The sequence below is a fragment of the Promicromonospora panici genome, assembly GCF_900608595.1.
Taxonomy (GTDB): Bacteria; Actinomycetota; Actinomycetes; order Actinomycetales; family Cellulomonadaceae; genus Promicromonospora; species Promicromonospora panici.
This window is the reverse complement of record NZ_UWYY01000005.1, coordinates 57,437-76,030: the sequence shown is the minus strand read 5'-3', so window position 1 is coordinate 76,030 and position 18,594 is coordinate 57,437. Positions and strand designations below refer to the sequence as shown.

At 72.0% G+C, this 18,594-nt stretch carries 13 protein-coding genes; 8 read left to right on the top strand and 5 right to left on the bottom strand.

Features of this window, described 5'->3' with window-relative positions; all coding sequences use genetic code 11:
- Positions 1-12: 12 nt before the first annotated feature.
- The 4 genes from EW117_RS06925 to EW117_RS06910 all read left to right on the top strand — a co-directional run bounded on the left by EW117_RS06925 (position 13) and on the right by EW117_RS06910 (position 6,190).
- Positions 13-1,392 (top strand): class I SAM-dependent RNA methyltransferase, encoded by a 1,380-nt coding sequence (locus tag EW117_RS06925; RefSeq protein WP_129785078.1) that lies wholly within the window; start codon positions 13-15, stop codon positions 1,390-1,392.
- A gap of 49 nt (positions 1,393-1,441) precedes the next feature.
- Positions 1,442-2,224: an SGNH/GDSL hydrolase family protein gene (locus EW117_RS06920; protein WP_129785076.1), complete on the top strand. Its 783-nt coding sequence runs from the start codon at positions 1,442-1,444 to the stop codon at positions 2,222-2,224.
- Positions 2,225-2,366: 142 nt separating this feature from the next.
- Complete coding sequence (gene acnA, locus EW117_RS06915) at positions 2,367-5,129, top strand: aconitate hydratase AcnA (RefSeq protein ID WP_129785074.1); 2,763 nt, start codon at positions 2,367-2,369, stop codon at positions 5,127-5,129.
- Between the two features lie 170 nt (positions 5,130-5,299).
- Positions 5,300-6,190 carry an arginase family protein gene (locus EW117_RS06910; protein ID WP_129785072.1) on the top strand — a complete coding sequence of 297 codons (891 nt, stop codon included), beginning with the start codon at positions 5,300-5,302 and terminating at the stop codon, positions 6,188-6,190.
- Here the strand turns inward: EW117_RS06910 and EW117_RS06905 are convergent.
- From EW117_RS06905 to EW117_RS06885, 5 genes are all read right to left on the bottom strand, one after another.
- A complete protein-coding gene (locus tag EW117_RS06905) occupies positions 6,161-7,069 on the bottom strand; it encodes an alpha/beta hydrolase (RefSeq protein ID WP_129785070.1) in 909 nt (302 codons plus the stop codon). The two genes, EW117_RS06910 and EW117_RS06905, sit on opposite strands and share 30 nt — an antisense overlap.
- 160 nt (positions 7,070-7,229) lie before the next feature.
- Complete coding sequence (locus EW117_RS06900) at positions 7,230-9,146, bottom strand: OmpL47-type beta-barrel domain-containing protein (RefSeq protein ID WP_129785068.1); 1,917 nt, start codon at positions 9,144-9,146, stop codon at positions 7,230-7,232.
- Positions 9,147-9,172: 26 nt separating this feature from the next.
- Positions 9,173-13,189: a ThuA domain-containing protein gene (locus tag EW117_RS06895; RefSeq protein WP_207211780.1), complete on the bottom strand. Its 4,017-nt coding sequence runs from the start codon at positions 13,187-13,189 to the stop codon at positions 9,173-9,175.
- Between the two features lie 35 nt (positions 13,190-13,224).
- Positions 13,225-14,313, bottom strand: coding sequence for a multicopper oxidase domain-containing protein (locus EW117_RS06890; RefSeq protein WP_129785066.1), 1,089 nt, complete (start codon positions 14,311-14,313; stop codon positions 13,225-13,227).
- A 362-nt stretch (positions 14,314-14,675) separates the two neighbouring features.
- Positions 14,676-15,293, bottom strand: coding sequence for a hypothetical protein (locus tag EW117_RS06885; RefSeq protein WP_129785064.1), 618 nt, complete (start codon positions 15,291-15,293; stop codon positions 14,676-14,678).
- Between the two features lie 172 nt (positions 15,294-15,465).
- Here EW117_RS06885 and EW117_RS06880 point away from each other — a divergent pair, with 172 nt between their 5' ends.
- The 4 genes from EW117_RS06880 to EW117_RS06865 are packed head-to-tail and all read left to right on the top strand — an operon-like array spanning position 15,466 to position 18,588.
- Positions 15,466-16,101: a TetR/AcrR family transcriptional regulator gene (locus EW117_RS06880; protein WP_129785062.1), complete on the top strand. Its 636-nt coding sequence runs from the start codon at positions 15,466-15,468 to the stop codon at positions 16,099-16,101.
- Positions 16,102-16,154: 53 nt separating this feature from the next.
- Positions 16,155-16,937, top strand: coding sequence for an alpha/beta fold hydrolase (locus EW117_RS06875; protein WP_129785060.1), 783 nt, complete (start codon positions 16,155-16,157; stop codon positions 16,935-16,937).
- 35 nt (positions 16,938-16,972) lie between these two features.
- Positions 16,973-17,659 carry an NUDIX hydrolase gene (locus EW117_RS06870; protein ID WP_129785058.1) on the top strand — a complete coding sequence of 229 codons (687 nt, stop codon included), beginning with the start codon at positions 16,973-16,975 and terminating at the stop codon, positions 17,657-17,659.
- Positions 17,656-18,588 (top strand): threonine/serine dehydratase, encoded by a 933-nt coding sequence (locus EW117_RS06865; RefSeq protein ID WP_129785056.1) that lies wholly within the window; start codon positions 17,656-17,658, stop codon positions 18,586-18,588. Before EW117_RS06870 ends, EW117_RS06865 begins: the two co-directional genes overlap by 4 nt.
- Positions 18,589-18,594: the final 6 nt, after the last annotated feature.

Genomic DNA, 18,594 nt, shown 5'->3' with positions numbered 1-18,594 from the left:
GATACTGGGCACATGCCCCGCAACCCCGATCGCCGCACCGCGCCCGCCGACCCGGAGTCGGGCGGCCGTCCGCGCCGCCGTCCGCAGCGTTCCCCGCGGCCCGGCCGCGCGCGCCGCGTGAGCGACGCTCCGGCGCCCGAGGTGGGCACGGAGTTCGAGCTGGAGATCGGTCCGGTCGCGCACGGCGGCCACTGCGTGGCCCGCCTGGACGGCCGCGTCGTCTTCGTCCGCCACACCCTGCCGGGCGAACGGGTCCGCGCCCGCGTCACCGAGGGCGGCTCCGGCTTCTGGCGCGCCGACGCCGTCGAGGTGCTGGCGGCGTCGCCCGACCGCGTGGCGCCCGCCTGGCCGGCCGCCGGGGTCGACGGCGTCGGCGGCGGCGAGCTCTCGCACGTCGCACTGCCTGCGCAGCGGGACTGGAAGAAGACCGTGCTCGTCGAGCAGCTGCAGCGGCTGGCCCGCATCGACCCCGAGTGGCTGGAGCGCGAGGTCACCGTCGAGGCGGCGCCCGGCGACGAGGAGCGTCGCGGCCTGCACTACCGCACCCGGATCGAGCTGGTGGCCGACGCCGACGGGCGCGCCGGCATGCGCGCGCACCGCGGCCACGACGTCGTCGCGCTGAAGAAGATGCCGCTGGCCACCGCCGAGCTCTCGGCGTTCGCCGTGGCGGAGGACGTGTTCAGCCGCAGCTGGACGCCGGGCGCGCAGCTGAAGCTCGTGGCGCCGTCCGAGGGCGACCCGGTGCTGCTGGTCGACGGCGAGCCCTGGCGTCGTGGTAAGCCCGACTCCCGGCCCAACGCCCGCCGGTCCGTGACCGAGGTCGTGACCGGGCCCTGGGGCACCCACCGCTACCGTGTCGCCGCCGACGGGTTCTGGCAGGTGCACCGCGAGGCGCCGGCGCTGCTCACGGGCGCCGTGCTGGACGCCGCCGGGCCCGTCGAGGGCACCACCGTCCTGGACCTGTACTCCGGCGCCGGGCTGTTCACGCTGCCGCTGGCGGACGCCGTCGGGCCGCAGGGGCGGGTGATCGCCGTCGAGGGCGACGCCCAGGCCTCGAAGGACGCCCGCCGCAACGCGCACGCGTTCGGCCAGGTGACGCTCGAGGTGGGCGCGGTGGACAAGGTGCTGGCGGGCGCGCTGAGCGGGGGAGCGGCGGCCGACGTCGTGGTGCTGGACCCGCCGCGGACGGGCGCCGGGCGAGCGGTGGTCGACGCGATCGCCGCGCGTACCCCGCGCCGCATCGTCTACGTGGCGTGCGATCCGGCGGCGCTCGCGCGGGACGTCGGCTACCTGGCGGCGCACGGTTACGCCCTGACGAGCGTGCGCGGGTTCGACCTCTTCCCCCATACGCACCACGTCGAGGCCGTGGCCGTGCTCGACCGGCAGGCCTGACGAGCGAGCTGGACAAAACGCATCCTTCGGGGCGCATAGGATTCGCCCCGTGAAGCGTTGGCTGATGAGCGGCGGGATCGTCGCGGGTGTGGTGGTGGCGTTCGCCGTGGCGATAGTGGTGGGCATGATCGCCGGGGCGGGCGGCATCGCCGTCGGCGACGGCGTCGTGCAGGCGCAGCCGTCGGGGGCGGGGCGCGTGCCGACGCCCGCTCCTACGGGCACCCCCACTCCGACGCCCTCGCCGACCCCCACGCCGACGCCTCCCAAGAAGAAGGCGAAGCCGCCCGTGGCGCTGTTCGTCGGCGACTCGTACACGGTCGGCCAGGGCGCGTCGTCGTCCGCGAAGCGGTGGAGCACGCTGGTGGCCGACGAGATGGGCTGGACCGAGCTGAACGTCGCGCAGGGCGGCACCGGCTACGTGAGCCGGAGTGTCAAGATCCCGAAGCTCTCCTACGGCGAGCAGCTGCGGGCCGCGCCGAAGAAGGGCGTCCAGGTCGTGGTGATCGCGGGCGGCCAGAACGACTTCCCGGAGCTCCGGGAGGACCCGGAGCGGGTGTTCAGCACCGTCGCGCGGGCCTTCGAGCTGGCGCACCAGCGCTTCCCGGACGCGGAGATCGTCGCCGTCGGCCCCTCCACACCCTGGGACATCGGGCTGGAGGCGAGGGCTCTGGACAGCGCGGTCCGGGCCGCCGCGGAGAAGCAGGAGGCGACCTACGTCTCGCTGCTCGACCCCGATGTGGTGCCGGACCGCTTCGTGCACTCCGACGGCATCCACGTCACCGACAAGGGCTACGCGGCGATAGCGCACCGGGTGATCTCGCAGATATCTTGACGTCAAGATAAATGCGTTATGCTGGCCTGAGCAGCCCGGCTTAGGCTGGGTGAAGCCCCCTGGAACCCATGCGAAGGCTCCTTTGCGCGATGACCGCGCCTGTGAGAGCCGACGCACCGTCAGCCCCGCAGAAGGAGCCACAGTGAGCACCGTGGACACGTTCGGATCGAAGGGAACGCTGGAGGTCTCCGGCAAGTCCTACGAGATCTTCCGGCTCAGCGCGGTCGAGGGAGTGGAGCGCCTCCCGTACTCGCTGAAGATCCTCGCCGAGAACCTGCTGCGCACCGAGGACGGCGCGAACATCACCGCCGACCACGTGCGCGCCCTCGCGTCCTGGGACCCCGACGCGCAGCCCGACACCGAGATCCAGTTCACGCCGGCGCGCGTGATCATGCAGGACTTCACCGGCGTGCCGTGCGTCGTCGACCTCGCCACCATGCGTGAGGCCGTCGCGGCGCTCGGCGGCGACGCCACCCGGATCAACCCGCTGGCCCCCGCCGAGATGGTCATCGACCACTCCGTGCAGATCGACGTCGCCGGCCGCGCCGACGCGTTCCAGCGCAACGTCGAGTTCGAGTACCAGCGCAACCACGAGCGCTACCAATTCCTGCGCTGGGGCCAGACGGCGTTCGACGACTTCAAGGTCGTCCCGCCGGGCACCGGCATCGTGCACCAGGTCAACATCGAGTACCTGGCCCGCACGGTCATGACCCGCGAGGTCGGCGGCGTGCTGCGCGCGTACCCCGACACCTGTGTCGGCACCGACTCGCACACCACGATGGTCAACGGCCTGGGCGTGCTGGGCTGGGGCGTCGGCGGCATCGAGGCCGAGGCCGCGATGCTCGGCCAGCCGGTCTCGATGCTCATCCCGCGCGTCGTCGGCTTCAAGCTGAGCGGCTCCATCCCGGCGGCCGTGACGGCCACCGACGTCGTGCTCACGATCACCCAGATGCTGCGCCAGCACGGCGTGGTCGGCAAGTTCGTCGAGTTCTACGGTGAGGGCGTGGCCCAGGTGCCGCTCGCGAACCGCGCCACCATCGGCAACATGTCGCCGGAGTTCGGCTCCACGGCCGCGATCTTCCCGATCGACACCGTCACCGTCGACTACCTGCGCCTGACCGGCCGCTCCGACGAGCAGGTCGCGCTCGTCGAGGCGTACGCCAAGGAGCAGGGCCTGTGGCTCGACGCCGACTCGCCGGAGCCGCTGTTCTCCGAGTACCTCGAGCTCGACCTGTCGACCGTCGTCCCCTCGATCGCCGGGCCGAAGCGCCCGCAGGACCGCATCGAGCTGACGAACGCGAAGAGCGCGTTCATGCGCGACCTGCCCACGTACGCGCCCGAGGTCAGGGACCGCGTCGACGAGGCCGAGAAGGAATCGTTCCCCGCGTCCGACTCGCCGGCCATCACGCCCAACGGCCGCAAGCACGTGCACGTCACGAACAGCGAGGGCAAGGAGTTCGAGCTGTTCCACGGCGCCGTCGCGATCGCCTCGATCACGTCCTGCACCAACACCTCGAACCCGTCGGTCATGATCGCCGCGGCGCTGCTCGCGAAGAACGCCGTCGAGAAGGGCCTCGTGTCCAAGCCGTGGGTCAAGACGTCCATGGCACCGGGCTCGCAGGTCGTGACCAACTACTACGAGAAGGCCGGCCTCTGGCCGTACCTCGAGAAGCTGGGCTTCCACCTCGTGGGCTACGGCTGCGCCACGTGCATCGGCAACTCGGGCCCGCTGGACGAGAAGGTCTCCGAGGCCGTCAACGAGCACGACCTGTCGGTCGTCTCCGTGCTGTCGGGCAACCGCAACTTCGAGGGCCGCATCAACCCGGACGTCAAGATGAACTACCTGGCGTCCCCGCCGCTGGTCATCGCGTACGCCCTGGCCGGCACCATGGAGTTCGACTTCGAGCACGACCCGCTGGGCCGCGACGAGGCCGGCAAGCCGGTGTTCCTGCGTGATCTGTGGCCGACGCCGGACGAGGTCGAGAAGACCATCGCGTCCTCCATCGACCGCAAGATGTTCGAGTCCGACTACGCCGACGTGTTCAAGGGCGACGAGCGCTGGGCCGCGCTGGAGACCCCCGAGGGCGACACGTTCGCCTGGGACGCCGAGTCCACCTACGTGCGCAAGCCCCCGTACTTCGACGGCATGGGCATGACGCCGGAGCCCGTCACCGACTTCCGCGGAGCCCGCGTGCTCGCCAAGCTCGGCGACTCGGTCACCACCGACCACATCAGCCCGGCCGGCTCCATCAAGGCGGACAGCCCGGCGGGCAAGTACCTCGCCGAGCACGGTGTGGGCCGCCGCGACTTCAACTCCTACGGCTCGCGCCGCGGTAACCACGAGGTCATGATCCGCGGCACGTTTGCGAACATCCGCCTGCGCAACCAGCTGCTGGCCGCGGAGAACGACGGTGCGGGCGTCGAGGGCGGCTTCACCTTCAACTTCGTGAAGAACGCGCAGGACACGATCTACGACGCCGCGCAGGACTACGCCGCGGCCGGCATCCCGCTCGTGGTGCTCGGCGGCAAGGAGTACGGCTCCGGCTCGTCGCGTGACTGGGCCGCCAAGGGCACCGCGCTCCTGGGCGTCAAGGCTGTCATCACCGAGAGCTTCGAGCGCATCCATCGCTCGAACCTCATCGGCATGGGCGTGCTGCCGCTGCAGTTCCCGGTCGGCCAGAACGCCGAGTCGCTGGGCCTGGACGGCACGGAGACCTTCGACGTCACCGGCGTCACCGCGCTGAACGACGGCGTCACGCCGGAGACGGTCAAGGTCACCGCGACCAAGGCCGACGGTGCGAAGGTCGAGTTCGACGCTGTGGTCCGCATCGACACCCCGGGTGAGGCGGACTACTACCGCAACGGCGGCATCCTGCAGTACGTGCTGAGGTCGCTGGTCGCCTGACCCGCCCGTCATTGCTTGTGGGCGTGATCGTTGCGCCTGAAGCGGGCGTGTAGTCGCAACGATCACGCTCGCAACAAGGAGAGGCCTCGGCGGGCTCGACGAACAGTGGTCGAGCCCGCCGGGCACCTGGCTGCCTGGTGCGATGCGCCGGGTTTGGGCAGACTCGGCGGATGGACTCCACAAGTACGTGGGCAGTGGTCGGTGTCCCGTCCAGCGCCGCGGCGCACTCTCGTGGCCTCGAGAAGGCACCCGCCGCACTGCGCGCGGCCGGCCTGCTCGACGCGCTGAGTGACGCCGGCGTCGGCGTCCGGGACGACGGCGACCTGCCGACCGCCACCTGGCGCGCGCATCGCGGGCCGGGCGAGCCGAACGACGCCGAGCGCGTCACCGACGGCCTGCACGAGGTGCGCGATCGCGTCGGGGCCGTGCTGGACCGCGGCGAGCGTCCGCTGGTGATCGGTGGTGAGTGCACCGTGACCATCGGCGTCGTCGCCGCCGTCGCGGAGCGTCATCCGGAGGTGGCGCTCGTGTACGTGGACGGCGGTCAGGACCTCCAGCTGCCCCCGGACCACCCCGACGAGCCGATCCTCGACTCGATGGGCGTCGCGCACCTGCTGGACCTGCCCGGCACCTGGGAGCCGCTCGCCGCGCTCGGGCACCGGCGTCCGCTGCTGGACGGCGGCGGGCTCGTGTTCTTCGGGTACTCCGACGGCGAGGAGGACACCCACGGCCTCGTCCCCGCCGCGGCGCGGATACCGGTCGACGAGGTGCTCGCCGCCCCGGAGGACGCCGCACGCCGTGCCCTGGCCGCCACCGAGGACGCCCCGTTCGTGCTGCATCTCGACGTCGACGTCCTCGACTACCTGACCCTCCCGGTGGCCGACATCCCGACATACGGCCGCGGGCTCGACCCGGCGGCGCTGGGCCGCGCACTGGGCGTTCTCGGTTCGGCGCCGGGCCTGCTGGCCATGGTCTGCGCCGAGGTCAACCCGGACCACGCGGACGAGACGGCCCTGCGTGAGGTGGTGACCCTACTGACGGCAGCGCTCGCCGGCGCCTGACCTCGCGGGGACCGGGGCGGCGAGGTGGTCCAGGACGCTGCGGCGGACGGCGGGGTCCCGGAGGATCCGGTTGTGGCCGAGCCCCGTTGTGGTCACCAGCTCCGCGGAGTCCGCGTGCGCCGCGAGCATGCGCTCGGCATGGCGGTACGGGACCTGCCGGTCGTCCGTGTCATGCAGGAGCAGGGCGGGGACCGCGCCGGGCACCGGCCGTCGCGTGAGGTCGTACCGCTCGTAGATGTCGGGCACGTCGGGGAACCTGCGGCGGCGCACGACGTCGTCGAACCGCTGGCGCAGGCTCCGGGGCAGGCCGGTGATCGCGAAGAACCCGTCCGCCAGCGCGGACGCCGCCGAGGGGCCGGACACGCTGGTGAACCGGCGGGCCGCCACGCCGTCGGCCAGCGCGACCCCGGCCGCCAGCGCCCCGGCGGAATGCCCGACGATGCCCTCCCAGGGGGCCGGTTCGGCGTCCGACAGGCGGTGGACGATCGCCACGTCGTCGACGATCGTGCGCCGGCGGCCGCCCGAGTCGCCGTGTGCCGGCGCGTCGTAGGCGACGACGCGCAGGCCGGACGCCACCAGGTCCTCGACGAGCGGGGCGAAGAACGACGCGCGGGACTGCCAGCCGTGCACCAGGAGGACGCCGGGCGCGCCGGGCTCACCCCAGGCGTACACGACGACGTCGACGGGCTCGCGTCCGGTGGTGGCCGGGCGCCGGTACCGGATCGTGCTGCGGCGTGCCGCCTCGTGGGCCACGCGCTCCTGCGGGCGGACGGCGGCGGGCGGGCCGACGCGGAAGAAGAACCGGGTGGCGACCTCGGCCGCGAGCGGTGGCGCGGTGCGGGCGAGGGCCCGGAGCGAGGCGGCGGTGAGGCGGGGCATGGTGCGCTCCTCGTGCTGGGGAACTATCCGTACGATCGTACGGACACTAGCACGGTGCCTGGACACCCGTACACATAATTCCCGGACGGGCAGTCGGCAAGAAGTCAGGAGATCGGCAGCCCGGACTGCCGATCTCCTGACGTTCTGCCGATCCTCCGGCCTACCGCCCCACGTCGGAGCGGTTGGCCGCGCGCACCAGCCTGTCCGCCTCTCTGGCCGTGAGGGTGCCGGCCGCGGCGAGCCGGTCGGCGATCTGGCGGACGTGGCTCACGAACGCCGTGTGGCTGACCCACCCCCCGTCCGCGTCGACGAGGTCGGCGACGGTGCACCCGTTGCCGGTGTCGACGTTGGCCACCCTGCTGTCCACGTTCCCGAGGATGACCGTGGGACGCTCGTCGGAGACCGGGCAGGCGTCGGTGGCGTTCCGGGAGACGGAGAACCTGAGGGTCCCCGTCCGGGTGATGTTCCCGGCGTTGTCGGTCGCCCGGTACGCGAGCGCGTGGGCGCCCGGGTCGGTGACGTCGAACGGGCCGGTGTACTCGCGGAACGCGGTGTCGGCGAGCGCGTACTCGATGAACGCCACCCCGGACTCGTCGTCCCGCGCGGTGATGGACACCGTCGCGGCGTCGATGTAGGCGCCGAGCTCGTCCTGGTCCCCGTCGACCTGCGCCGACGCGATCGGCGGCGTCCGGTCCGGCGGGTCGCTGCCGCCGACGACGACCAGCTCCACCGTGCCCGGCGCCGAGGTGTTCCCGGCGACGTCCGTGGCCCGGTAGGACACCGTGTGCGCGCCCGTGACGTCGACGACCACCGGATCCGTGTAGGCCGTCCACCCCGCGCCGTCGAGGTCGTACTCGACCCTCGCCACGCCGGATCCGGCGTCCTCGGCCAGGATCGCCACCGTCGCCGAGGCGACGTACGCGCCGTCGGCGTCCTGCTCCCCGGTGACCTGGGTGGTCACGGTGGGTGGTGTGGTGTCCTCCTGGGACGGTTCGACGACGGTGAACGTCGCCGAGCCGGGCTCCGAGACGTTGCCGGCGTTGTCGGTGGACCGGTAGGACACCGTGTGCTCACCCGGTTCCTCGACGACCACCGGGTCCGTGTAAGCCGTCCACCCCGCGCCGTCCAGGTCGTACTCGACGCTCGCCACGCCGGAGCCGGCGTCCAGGGCCGCGAGGCTCACGGTCGCGGACCCCACGTAGGCGCCGTTGTCGTCGAGCTCGCCGGTGACCTCGGGTGTGACGACGGGCGCCGTCGTGTCCTCCCCGTCGGCGGGCACCACCACCACGTTCACCGTCCCCGGCTCCGAGACGTTGCCGGCGTTGTCGGTGGCCCGGTGCTCCAGTGTGTACGTACCGGGCTCGTCGAGGACGACGGGCTCGGTGTACGGGACGTACGCGCCGCCGTCGAGCGAGTACTCGACGGACGCGACGCCCGAGCTGTCGTCCTCGGCCGCGAGGTTCACGGTGGCCGAGCCGATGTAGGCGCCGTCGGCGTCCTGCTGCCCGGCGACCTGCGCCGTGACTACCGGGGCGGTGGTGTCCTCGCCCGGCCCCTCCGTGACCACGAGCTCGCCCATCATCGTGCCGTGGCCAGGGATCGCGCAGAAGTACCGGTACGTGCCCGGGGTCAGGACGACCTCGGCCTCGTACCGGCCGCCGTTGTTGTCCAGCGGGTTGGCCAGGATGTCCAGGGTGACGTCGTGGTTGTACCCCGGCGTGCTCGTGTCGAACGTCAGGGTGTGGGACATGCCGATGTTGTTGCCCGTGGCGGTGCTGTTCTCGAAGACCACGGTGGCGGCCCCGGCGGTCGCCGTGGCCGGGGCCGTGGCGTACTCCGAGACGCTGGCGTCCGCGGTCCAGGTCAGCACCTGGTCCGCTGCCTCAGCGGTCGCCTCGGCCTCGGCGGTCGCCTGGTCCTTCGCCCCGGCGGGGCTGGACCAGGACGTCACGCCGCCGTCGTAGGGCTCCGCGGCGACGGCCCCGGGCGAGGCCAGCGGCAGTGCCACGAAGGCACTGACCGCGGCCGCGGCCAGGAGACGGGACAGCTTCTGCCGGAACAGCTTCTGTCGGGACATGGGGGCGCCTCTCGTCTCGGCGGACATCACAGGTCACGCACCCGGATGTTGCGGAAGTCCATGGCGTCCGCGTCGCTGTGGTTCTGCAGCCCGACGAACCCGCTGAGGAACTGCCGCAGATCGGTCGGCGGGTCGCCGGCGCGCGAGGACTCCTTGCCCGGCGAGTTCTCGAACTCGTTGATCACGACGCCGTTGCGCAGGATCGTGTACTGCTGGCCGACCACCCGGATCTCGTAGTCGTTCCACTCGCCCTTCGGGGTCACGCCGGCGTCCGCCAGGCCGTTCGGGTCGAAGTTGTACACCGAGCCCGTCTTCTGGGGCTCGCCGGTCGCCCCGTCGTAGAGCTGGATCTCGTGGCCGCAGTAGATCGCCACCCAGGCCTCGGCGTCGGTCAGCTGACCGCACTCCGGGCGTTCGTCCCTGGGTACCCGCGGGTCGGGGAACCGGGTGAAGACGCCGCTGTTGGCGTGGCCGTCACCGGGGGCGACGTCCTTGAACTCCAGCTTCAGCGAGAAGTCCGCGAACTCCTCACCCGGGTACCAGAGCATGCCCAGCCCGCCCTGCGCCCGGATGGACCCGTCCTCGCGGAGGTCGAAGTTCCCGCCCGGGGCCTGCCGCCAGCCCGCGAGGGACTCCGCCGTGCCGTCGAACAGCCACCGGTAGCCGGTGCTGCCCTCCGCGCCGATGCCGGACTGCTCGGCGGTCTGGACCAGCGTCGTCTTCTCCCTGGGGGTGATGACCTTGTCGGCCTGGAGCTGGTCGGCCACCGCGGTGACGTGGTTCACGAACCGGCCGTTGGTGTCCCACTCGGCCTCGTCGCGGATCAGGTCGTTGATCGTGCAGCCGCCCAGGTCTTCGTTGGTGACGCCGCTGTTGTCGTCGCCGATCCAGACCGTGTCCCGGTCGTCCGGGATGGTGCACGTGGTCTCGACCGGTACGTCGACCGTCGTCGTCTCGCCGTCGGCGTAGGTCACCGTCAGCGTCGCGTCGTAGCTGCCGACCCGGGCGTAGGTGTGCCGCGGGTTCGCCTCGTCCGACGTCGTCCCGTCCCCGAAGTCCCAGGCGTAGGAGACGCCGCCCGAGCGGTCGCCCGTGAAGGCGACGGTGAGCGGGTCGCTCTGCACGCTCGCCCCGGAGGCGGCGGGAACCGGCGTCGCCGGACCGCCCTCGTAGCTGATCCGGACGAGCTTCTGGCGGTCGGTCAGGGAGAAGAACCCGCCGCCGTAGTCAAGCAGGTACAGGGCGCCGTCAGGGCCGAACTTGGCATCCATCCACTGGTCGACGTCGTCGTCAGCGTTGCCGCCGTGGACGATCTGACGCAGGTCCTCGGCGAACGCGGGGGCACCGGCATCCTCGACCGTGTCCGGGTTCACCGTGACGGCGATCCGGTTGTTCGAGTTCGACTGGTCACCGATGAACCACTTGCCGTCCCAGTACGCGGGCCAGGCGTCGCCGCTGCCCGTGTCGACCTCGGACCGGTGGTACGTCGGGCCGTTCATGACGGCCTGGCCGCCGCCCCGCAGGTACGGCTGCGTATAGGTCGCCTCGGAGTCCACGTACGACGGGATGCCGTTCTCCCGCTCCGGGAAGACCGGCCCGCCGCCGCTCGGCGAGTACCAGATCATGTTGTCCCGCACCGGCGGGAGGTCCACCAGGCCCGTGTTGCGCGGCGAGGTGTTCTTCGGGTTGTCGCAGTCGTACCAGCCGGTCAGGACCGTCGCGTCCTCGTTGCTGCGGTCCCGGTACGGCTGCCTGTTGCCCATGCAGTACGGCCAGCCCTGGTTGCCCGCCGACGTGATGATGGTCGCGGTCTCGTACTTCGCCGGCCCGAGCTCCGGGTTCGGCAGGCCTGCGTCCGGCCCGACCCACGCCGCCGTCAGCCAGTCGTTCTTCTTGTCGTAGGCCAGCCGCGAGATGTTGCGCACGCCCATGACGTAGATCTCCGGGCGCGTCTTGTCGCCCGGGTCGTCGGCCTCCGGGAACAGGTTCCCCTCCGGGATCGTGAACGTACCGTCCGGCTCGGGGTGGATCCGCAGGATCTTGCCGTTCAGGTCGTTCGTGTTACCGGCGGTGCGCCGCGCGTCCTGGAACGAGATACCCGCGTACTCCTGGGTCCAGTTGTTGCCGGAGTAGCCCTCGGAACCGCCCGAGGAGTTGCTGTCGCCGGACCCGATGTAGAGATTGCCGTCGTTGTCGAAGTCCATGCCGCCGCCCGCGTGGCAGCAGCTGTGGATCTGCGTCTCCCACTGCAGCATGTCCACGCGCGTGGACTGGTCGATCGTGTTCGCCTCGGCGTCGTACGTGAAGCGCGACACCGTCCGCTGCCCGACGCGCCGCTCGACGTCGATCGACTCGTGCGGCATCCAGTACAGGTAGACCCACCGGTTCTCGGCGAACGCCGGGTCCAGGGTGATGCCGAGCAGGCCCTCCTCGTTCTTGACCAGCTCGCTGCCGCTGCCGCGGTTGCCCATGACGTCGAGCGTCGTCAGCAGCTTCGTCGTCCCCGACTCCGGGTCCCAGCGGTGGACCGTGCCACAGCCGAGCCCCACGTCAGGGTCCTCCCACGGCACGACCGGACCCGACGGGCACGCCGCCTTGCCGATGTAGAAGACGCCGCCGTCCGGCGCCACCGTGAGCCCGTGCGGCTCGCCGATCTGGTCGAGCGTGCCCGCGGCGTTCTTCGCCGTCAGCCGCTCCGACTCGTAGTTCGACGCGATGGTCGCCTGGCAGTCGCCGCGGACCATGCCCGTCAACCACAGCAGGCCACCCAGCAGGTGGTCGCGGAACTCCGCCTCCGCATAGCTCGCGGTGGTGCCGCCCATGCCGGTGTAGAACGACCGGCCGCCGTCGTAGTCGCGGCACCACGAGATCGGGTGGAAGGCGCCGTTCGCGCCCTCGCCGGCGTCGTAGTCCCATTCCTCGACCTGCGCCACGGTGTGCACGTCGCCCACCGGGTTCGGCGACCAGTTCAGCCACCGGTCCGAGCGCTCCCAGTTCAGCGGCAGCCCGTCGTTGGCCGGATGCGCGCGGTCGACGACGTTGACCGTCGCCTCCTGCACCGGGACCACCGGGTCGGGCTCCCCCTCGCCGGAGGCGTCGAAGAGCTGGATCTCCGCGAGCTGGGTCAGGTTGTCGCCCGCGTTCGCCGTGATGTCGAGCCGGTAGTGCTGATAGGCGGTCGCGTTCTCGAACCGGTAGTCCTGCGCCGAGAAGCGGTCCGGGAAGTCCTGGTCCGCCCGCGTGTCCAGGTCGGTCCACGTCGTCCCGTCGGCCGAGCCCTGCAGCGTCCAGTCCTGCGGGTCGCGGCCGGCGGCGTCGTTGGCCGACGTCAGCGCGTACCGGGTGGCGACGACGGGCTCCGCCATCTCGAGCTCGATCCACGCCGTCGGCTCGAAGGCGAGCCACTTGGTGGCGCTGTCGCCGTCGATCAGCTTCGTCGCGATCTCGTTCGGCGGGTTCTCGGCGCTCGCGGTGACGCCCGCGACGGCCAGCGGGTCCGGCAGGTTGCCCGCCGGCCGCGTGCCGATCAGCCCGGTGAACCACTGCGAGCGGTCCTGGGCGCGCGCGGCGTCGCGGACCCCGAGGAACCCGCCACCACCCTGCACGTAGGTCTTGAGGGCGTCCTCCTGCGCGGTGCTGAGCTCCGTGCCCTCGGCGGACAGGAAGACGACGCCGCGGTACTCCGCGAGATTCTTCGCCGTGAAGACCTTCGGGTCGCTGGCCGTGTGCACGGTGAACCCGTGCTCCGCGCCGAGCTCCCGGAACGTCCGGACGGCGGCCGTCACCGGGTCGAGCTGCTGGGCGGGCGCCCCGTGGAACACGAGCACTGTGACGTCTGCGGCGGCCTGCGCCGCGGTGCGAGCCGCCGGTGCGGCGGGTGCGACGGCCGCCGGGGCGGCGTCGGTGGTCGTGCGCTGGGCCTGGGCGGGGACCGTCGCCAGACTGACGACGAGGGCCGTGCCGGCGAGTGCGGCCAGCGCGCCACGTGCCATCCTTCGCGGGGTGGCGGCCCCGCGGATCGTGCGTCTTCCTGTCCGTTCCATCACTGCTCCTTTGCGCGTGATCAGGGGTGTGGCGGTCAGTGTCCGGAGTGGTCCGCTGTCTCAGGCTCGGTCTCGCCGGCGGATCCTGCGGCCGGTTCGGTAGCCGCGCCCGCCGTGTGCCCGCCGTGCTCGTGGAACCGGTCGATGGCGTCCTGCGCGCCGTCGGGCATGGACCCGTCGGCGTTGCGGACCAGAAAGATCCCGGCCATGCCGCCGTCGGAGTGGAACTGGACGTGACAGTGGTACATCCACGCGCCCGCGCCGACCTTCTCCCCGGCCTTGACCTGGAACCCGAACGAGTCGCCGGGGTTGAGGTCGCGAGTGTCGATCACCTGGCTGGGGTCGTCGGGGCCGGTCAGGTACCCGGTCCGGTTGTTCGCCCAGCGGTGGGCGTGCAGGTGGAACGTGTGGAGCTGGTCGCCGTGCCCGATCGCGACGAACTCGACCTTCTCGCCGAGGTTCGCCTCGAACATCGGGGTGTCCGGCGCCGACTTGTTGTTGATGGTCATGTCGTTGAACACGACGGTGAAGGTGCGGTCGGGCAGGATGTCGCCCTTGCGTCGCACGATGAGCCCGCCGTACAGGCCCGCGCGCAGCCCGGCCGTCCCGTGCTCCCCGTCCATCGCGTGGTCGTGGTAGTGCCAGTAGCCCGCGGTGCCGGGGATCCAGTGACCGTCGTCGAGCTGGGTCTGTACGTGGCTGCCCCAGGTGTAGGTGCGGGTCTCGCCGGGCTCGTTGAACGAGTCGTTGAACGGGCTGCCGTCGGACTCGGTCTTGTAGTCGACGCCGTGCGGGTGGATCGACAGGCGCTTGTCGGTGTTGTTGACCAGCTCGACCTGGAGGGTGTCGCCCTCCCACATCTCCAGCAGCGGGCCGGGGATGGTGGCCTTGCCCGGGGCGAGCCCGTAGCCGTAGCGGCCGCCGGGCAGCGGCTCGGCGTAGACGGTGATGTGCCGGGTGGTGCCGAGGGTCGTGATCGGCTTCGAGCCGGCGGCGATCGCACTGTCGGCGCCGAGGGAGAGCGCCCCGGCCGGCGCCATCAGGCCGGCGAGAGTGCCGGTCAGGATCGTGCGGCGGGACACGCCGCCCTGCGGGGATCGGGTGTCGGTGCTGTTCTCGGGCATGTGTCTCCGTTCGACACCGCCGGGCAGGCGTTCGAGCCGTCCCGACGAGGCAGGGATCAGGAGGGACTGGGGCTCAGGCGCGCGAAGCTGGCGGCGACGCCGTGATTGACAGCGTTGTCACGAAGGTGGACCACATCGTCGTTCCCTCCAAGGACATCGGCTCGCGACCGTCAGCGGCGACGGCCACGCCCTCATGACCCATGCGGCCGCCTTTGTCGGAAAGACCTCGGATGGCTCGCATGTGTGTTGTGCGCCACAAGGTGGCTTTGCGAACCTATGGCGACTTCTGTCGGGTGTCAAGCAAAAGATGGAGGAAGGGCGTCAGACTTCTCCGGATCCTCCAGGTAAAGGGCGCGCGGCGGCTAGGGTGGCGGCAGGAGCGTCCACACCGCGGTGCCGACCAGTACCGCCCCGGTGAGCAGGCCGGTCAGAGGGTGTGCGAGCGCCGCCGTCGACCGGTGGCTGCGCTGGCGGACGACCGTGCGCAGCGCCCAGCCGAGCGGCCAGGCGAGGACGGCGGCCAGGAGCCCGGCGGCGGCGCCGAGGTAGAGGCCGGGCACCGCCAGGGTGTTGGCGATCACCGCCACCTGGATCGCCGTGGAGAGGGCGACGATCGTCGGTATCAGGTGGATCCGCGGCTTGCCCGCGGTGACACCCGCCTTGTCCTCGTCCTTGGCCGCCGCCACCGCCCGGCGGTACTTGCTCGCGATGAGCCCGGTGCACAGGCGCGTCAGGGCACCGTGGACGAGGAGCGCCGCGACGTAGATGCTGACGACCCGCCCGGTCACCACCGTGCCGTCGGGCCAGGTGCCGACGGCGGTCAGGACGCCGGCGGCCACGACGACGCCGGCCAGCACGAGCCCCGTGACGGGGACGATCCGGCCCCACGGACCGGAGTGCCGGACCGTCCAGGTGAACCACAGGGCCGCCAGGGCGGCGACAGCGGTCGCCGCCAGGGCGTGGTCGCTCGCGTAGGCCATAGTCTTCCCCTCAGTGAAACCGGTACAAACCGGACGTGAGCCTACGGGTGTCTTTGCAGGTCAGGGAAGGTTTTGCGTATCCGGGTGGTGATGTTGGCAGGAGTTCACGCCGAGTTCACCGCGCGGGCGGCGAATGGCCCGGCGGTATCCGAACGGTCGTACACTTTTCACCATGACGACTCAGACAGACGGCCGGCGCCTCCGCGGCGACCGCACGCGCCGCACCGTGCTGGACGGCGCGGTGCAGGAGGCGTCCGTGCGCGGGCTGGACGCGTTGTCGTTCGGCGCGCTGGCGGCGTCCGCACCCGTCAACAAGAGTGCGGTCGCCGGGCTGTTCGGGTCCAAGGAGAACCTCCAGCTCGCCACCGTGGAGCGGGCGTCGGAGATCTACACCGAGCACGTGATAGTCCCGGCCCGGTCCGCGGAGCGAGGCCTGGCGCGCCTGTGGGCGCTGGTGGTGGCCTGGACCGAGTACTCCCGGTCGCGGGTGTTCCGGGGCGGGTGCTTCTTCCGCACGGTCGAGGTGGAGTTCGACATGCGCGAGGGGTGCGCGGTCCGCGACGCCGTCGTCGCGGCGCAGGAGTCCTGGGAGTCCTACCTGGTGCACCAGGGGCAGCTCGCGGTCGACGCCGGTGAGCTGGCCGCCGACACCGATCCGGCCCAGGTGGCGTTCGAGATCAACGCGCTGCTGAACGCGGCGAACGACCGGTCCCTCCTGCTCGGCGACGACGGCGTGTACGAGCGCGCCCTGACGGCCGCGCGGTCCCTGCTGGTGGCGCGGGGCGCCGACCGCGCGATGCTCGGTTAGCACGATGTTCAGATGTTTCAGGACCGTATACATCGGGTCGTTACCCTCTGTTCATGGTGATGTGGCACGAGGTTCCCGACGGCGCGGCCGAACCACCTGAGACCGTCGCGCTCGCCACCACCCGCTGGGGTGCCGGGCCGGGCCGGGCGCTGCTGCTGCACGGCATCGTGTCCGCCGGGGCGACCTGGTGGCGGCTCGCCGAGACGCTCGCCGAGGAGGGCTACGAGGTGTTGGCCCCCGACCTGCGCGGGCACGGGTCGAGCCCGCGTGCCGACTCCTACCTGCTGGCCGAGCACGTCGCCGACATCCGTGCGCTCGGCAGCGGCTGGGACCTCGTGGTGGGGCACAGTTTCGGCGCCCTGCTCGGGGCCCTGGCCACCGACGCCGACCGCCGGTTCACGCGCCGCCTCGTGCTGCTCGACCCGGCGCTGGACATCCCCGACGACCGGTTCGCCGCCGGCGCCGAGGAGGAGATCGCCCTGGCGACGCACCCGCCGTCGGCCCGGGCGGTACAGGCCGCGCACACGGCCTGGGACCGGCGCGACGCCGTGGCGGTGGCCGCCGCCGCGAAGGCCGCCGACGCCTCCGCGGTCGCGCACACCCTGCGCGACAACGGGCCGTGGCGGCACACCGACGTCGTCACGCGCCTCGTGGTGCCCACGCTCGTGCTCGGGGCCGATCCCGCCCACGGCGCGCTGTTCCGGCCGCGCACCGGCGTCGAGCTCATGATCCGCAACCCGAGCGTGCGGGTGCGTGTCGTGGTGGGCGCCGGGCACGCCGTGCACCGCGACCGGCCGACCGCGGTGGCGACCGCCATCCGGTCGTTCCTCTGGTGAACGGGAGTGTCGTGGGCGGGGGTTAAGGTCGGTCGGTGAGCTCATTGGCATCCGCACGCAAGCAGCTGGTCGCGCTCGCCGAGCGGGGCTTCGAGGGGCCCTGGCGGCATGCGCGAGGAGACTTCTCGGACGCCGCGCGCCCGGCCTCGGTCCTCGTGCTGTTCGGGGTGCTGGACGACCTGGCCGCCGAGCGCGACGACCACGACCTGGCCGTGCCCGACGACCTCGACGTCCTGCTGCTCGCGCGGGCCGCGACCCTGCGCAGCCACGCCGGGCAGGTCGCCTTCCCGGGCGGCCGCGCCGACGAGGGGGAGGACGCCGTCACCGCGGCCCTGCGCGAGGCCGTCGAGGAGACCGGGCTGGACCCCGCCGGCATCGAGGTGCTGGGCACGTTCGACGAGCTGCCCATGCCGGTCAGCAACCACGTCGTCACCCCCGTGCTCGGCTGGTGGGCCCGCCCCACGCCCGTCCACGTCGTCGACGTCGCCGAGTCCGCGCACGTCTTCCGCGCCCCCGTGGCCGACCTCCTGGACCCCGCCAACCGGTTCACCGTCGTGGCCCGCCGCGGCAACCAGACCTGGCGCGGCCCGGGCTTCCACGTGCACGACGGCGACCTGACCCACCTCGTGTGGGGGTTTACCGCCGGCGTGCTCGACGCCATGTTCGACCAGCTCGGCTGGACCGAGGACTGGGACCGCACCAAGGAGCTGGGGATCTCATGACCGACGTGACCCGCGACGCGATCCGCGCCGCCGAGACCGTGATCCGCCCACACGTGCGGCACACGCCCGTTCTGGACGTGGACCTCGCGGACTTCGGCCGCCCCGCGCACCCCGTGGCGCTCAAGCTCGAGTGTCTGCAGCACTCCGGCTCGTTCAAGGCCCGCGGCGCGTTCACCAACCTCCTGACCCGCGAGGTGCCCGACTCCGGCGTGGTCGCCGCCTCGGGCGGCAACCACGGGGCCGCCGTCGCCTACGCCGCGGCCCGGCTCGGGATCCCGGCCACGATCTTCGTGCCGAGCGTCACCTCGCCGGCCAAGGCCGAGCGGATCGGCTCCTACGGCGCGAAGCTCGTCGTGGGCGGCGACCGGTATGCCGACGCGCTCGCCGCCAGCGAGGAGTTCGTCGCCGGCACCGGCGCCCTGACCGTGCACGCCTACGACCAGCCCGAGACGCTCATCGGGCAGGGCACGCTCGGGCTGGAGATCGCCCAGGACCTGCCGGACCTCGACACGCTGCTCGTCGCGGTGGGCGGTGGCGGGCTGATCGGGGGCATCTCCGCCTGGTTCCGCTGTGACGTGCGCATAGTCGCCGTCGAGCCGGAAGGCGCACCGACCCTGCACCGGGCGCTCGCCGCGGGCGAGCCCGTCGACGCGCCGACCGAGGGCATCGCCGCGGACTCGCTCGCGCCCAAGCAGGTGGGGCAGCTCATGTTCCCGATCGCGCAGCAGTTCGTCGCCGATTCGGTGCTGGTCACCGACGACGCGATCGCCGCGGCCCAGCTCTCGCTGTGGGAGACGGCCCGCGTCGTGGCCGAGCCTGGCGGCGCGGCGGCGCTGGCCGCGCTCCTGTCCGGTGCCTACGTGCCGGAGCCGGGGGAGCGGGTGGCCGTGCTGGTGTGCGGGGCGAACACGACGGCCGTGCGGTTCTGACCGCGT

What these genes read in the sequence shown, in the direction of transcription:
- EW117_RS06925 (WP_129785078.1), top strand. Translation starts at nt 13, where the DNA reads ATGCCCCGCAACCCCGATCGCCGCACCGCGCCCGCCGACCCGGAGTCG.
- EW117_RS06910 (WP_129785072.1), top strand. Translation starts at nt 5,300, where the DNA reads ATGGACTCCACAAGTACGTGGGCAGTGGTCGGTGTCCCGTCCAGCGCC.
- EW117_RS06905 (WP_129785070.1), bottom strand. Translation starts at nt 7,069, where the DNA reads ATGCCCCGCCTCACCGCCGCCTCGCTCCGGGCCCTCGCCCGCACCGCG.
- EW117_RS06900 (WP_129785068.1), bottom strand. Translation starts at nt 9,146, where the DNA reads ATGTCCCGACAGAAGCTGTTCCGGCAGAAGCTGTCCCGTCTCCTGGCC.
- EW117_RS06895 (WP_207211780.1), bottom strand. Translation starts at nt 13,189, where the DNA reads ATGGAACGGACAGGAAGACGCACGATCCGCGGGGCCGCCACCCCGCGA.
- EW117_RS06890 (WP_129785066.1), bottom strand. Translation starts at nt 14,313, where the DNA reads ATGCCCGAGAACAGCACCGACACCCGATCCCCGCAGGGCGGCGTGTCC.
- EW117_RS06885 (WP_129785064.1), bottom strand. Translation starts at nt 15,293, where the DNA reads ATGGCCTACGCGAGCGACCACGCCCTGGCGGCGACCGCTGTCGCCGCC.
- EW117_RS06880 (WP_129785062.1), top strand. Translation starts at nt 15,466, where the DNA reads ATGACGACTCAGACAGACGGCCGGCGCCTCCGCGGCGACCGCACGCGC.
- EW117_RS06875 (WP_129785060.1), top strand. Translation starts at nt 16,155, where the DNA reads ATGGTGATGTGGCACGAGGTTCCCGACGGCGCGGCCGAACCACCTGAG.
- EW117_RS06865 (WP_129785056.1), top strand. Translation starts at nt 17,656, where the DNA reads ATGACCGACGTGACCCGCGACGCGATCCGCGCCGCCGAGACCGTGATC.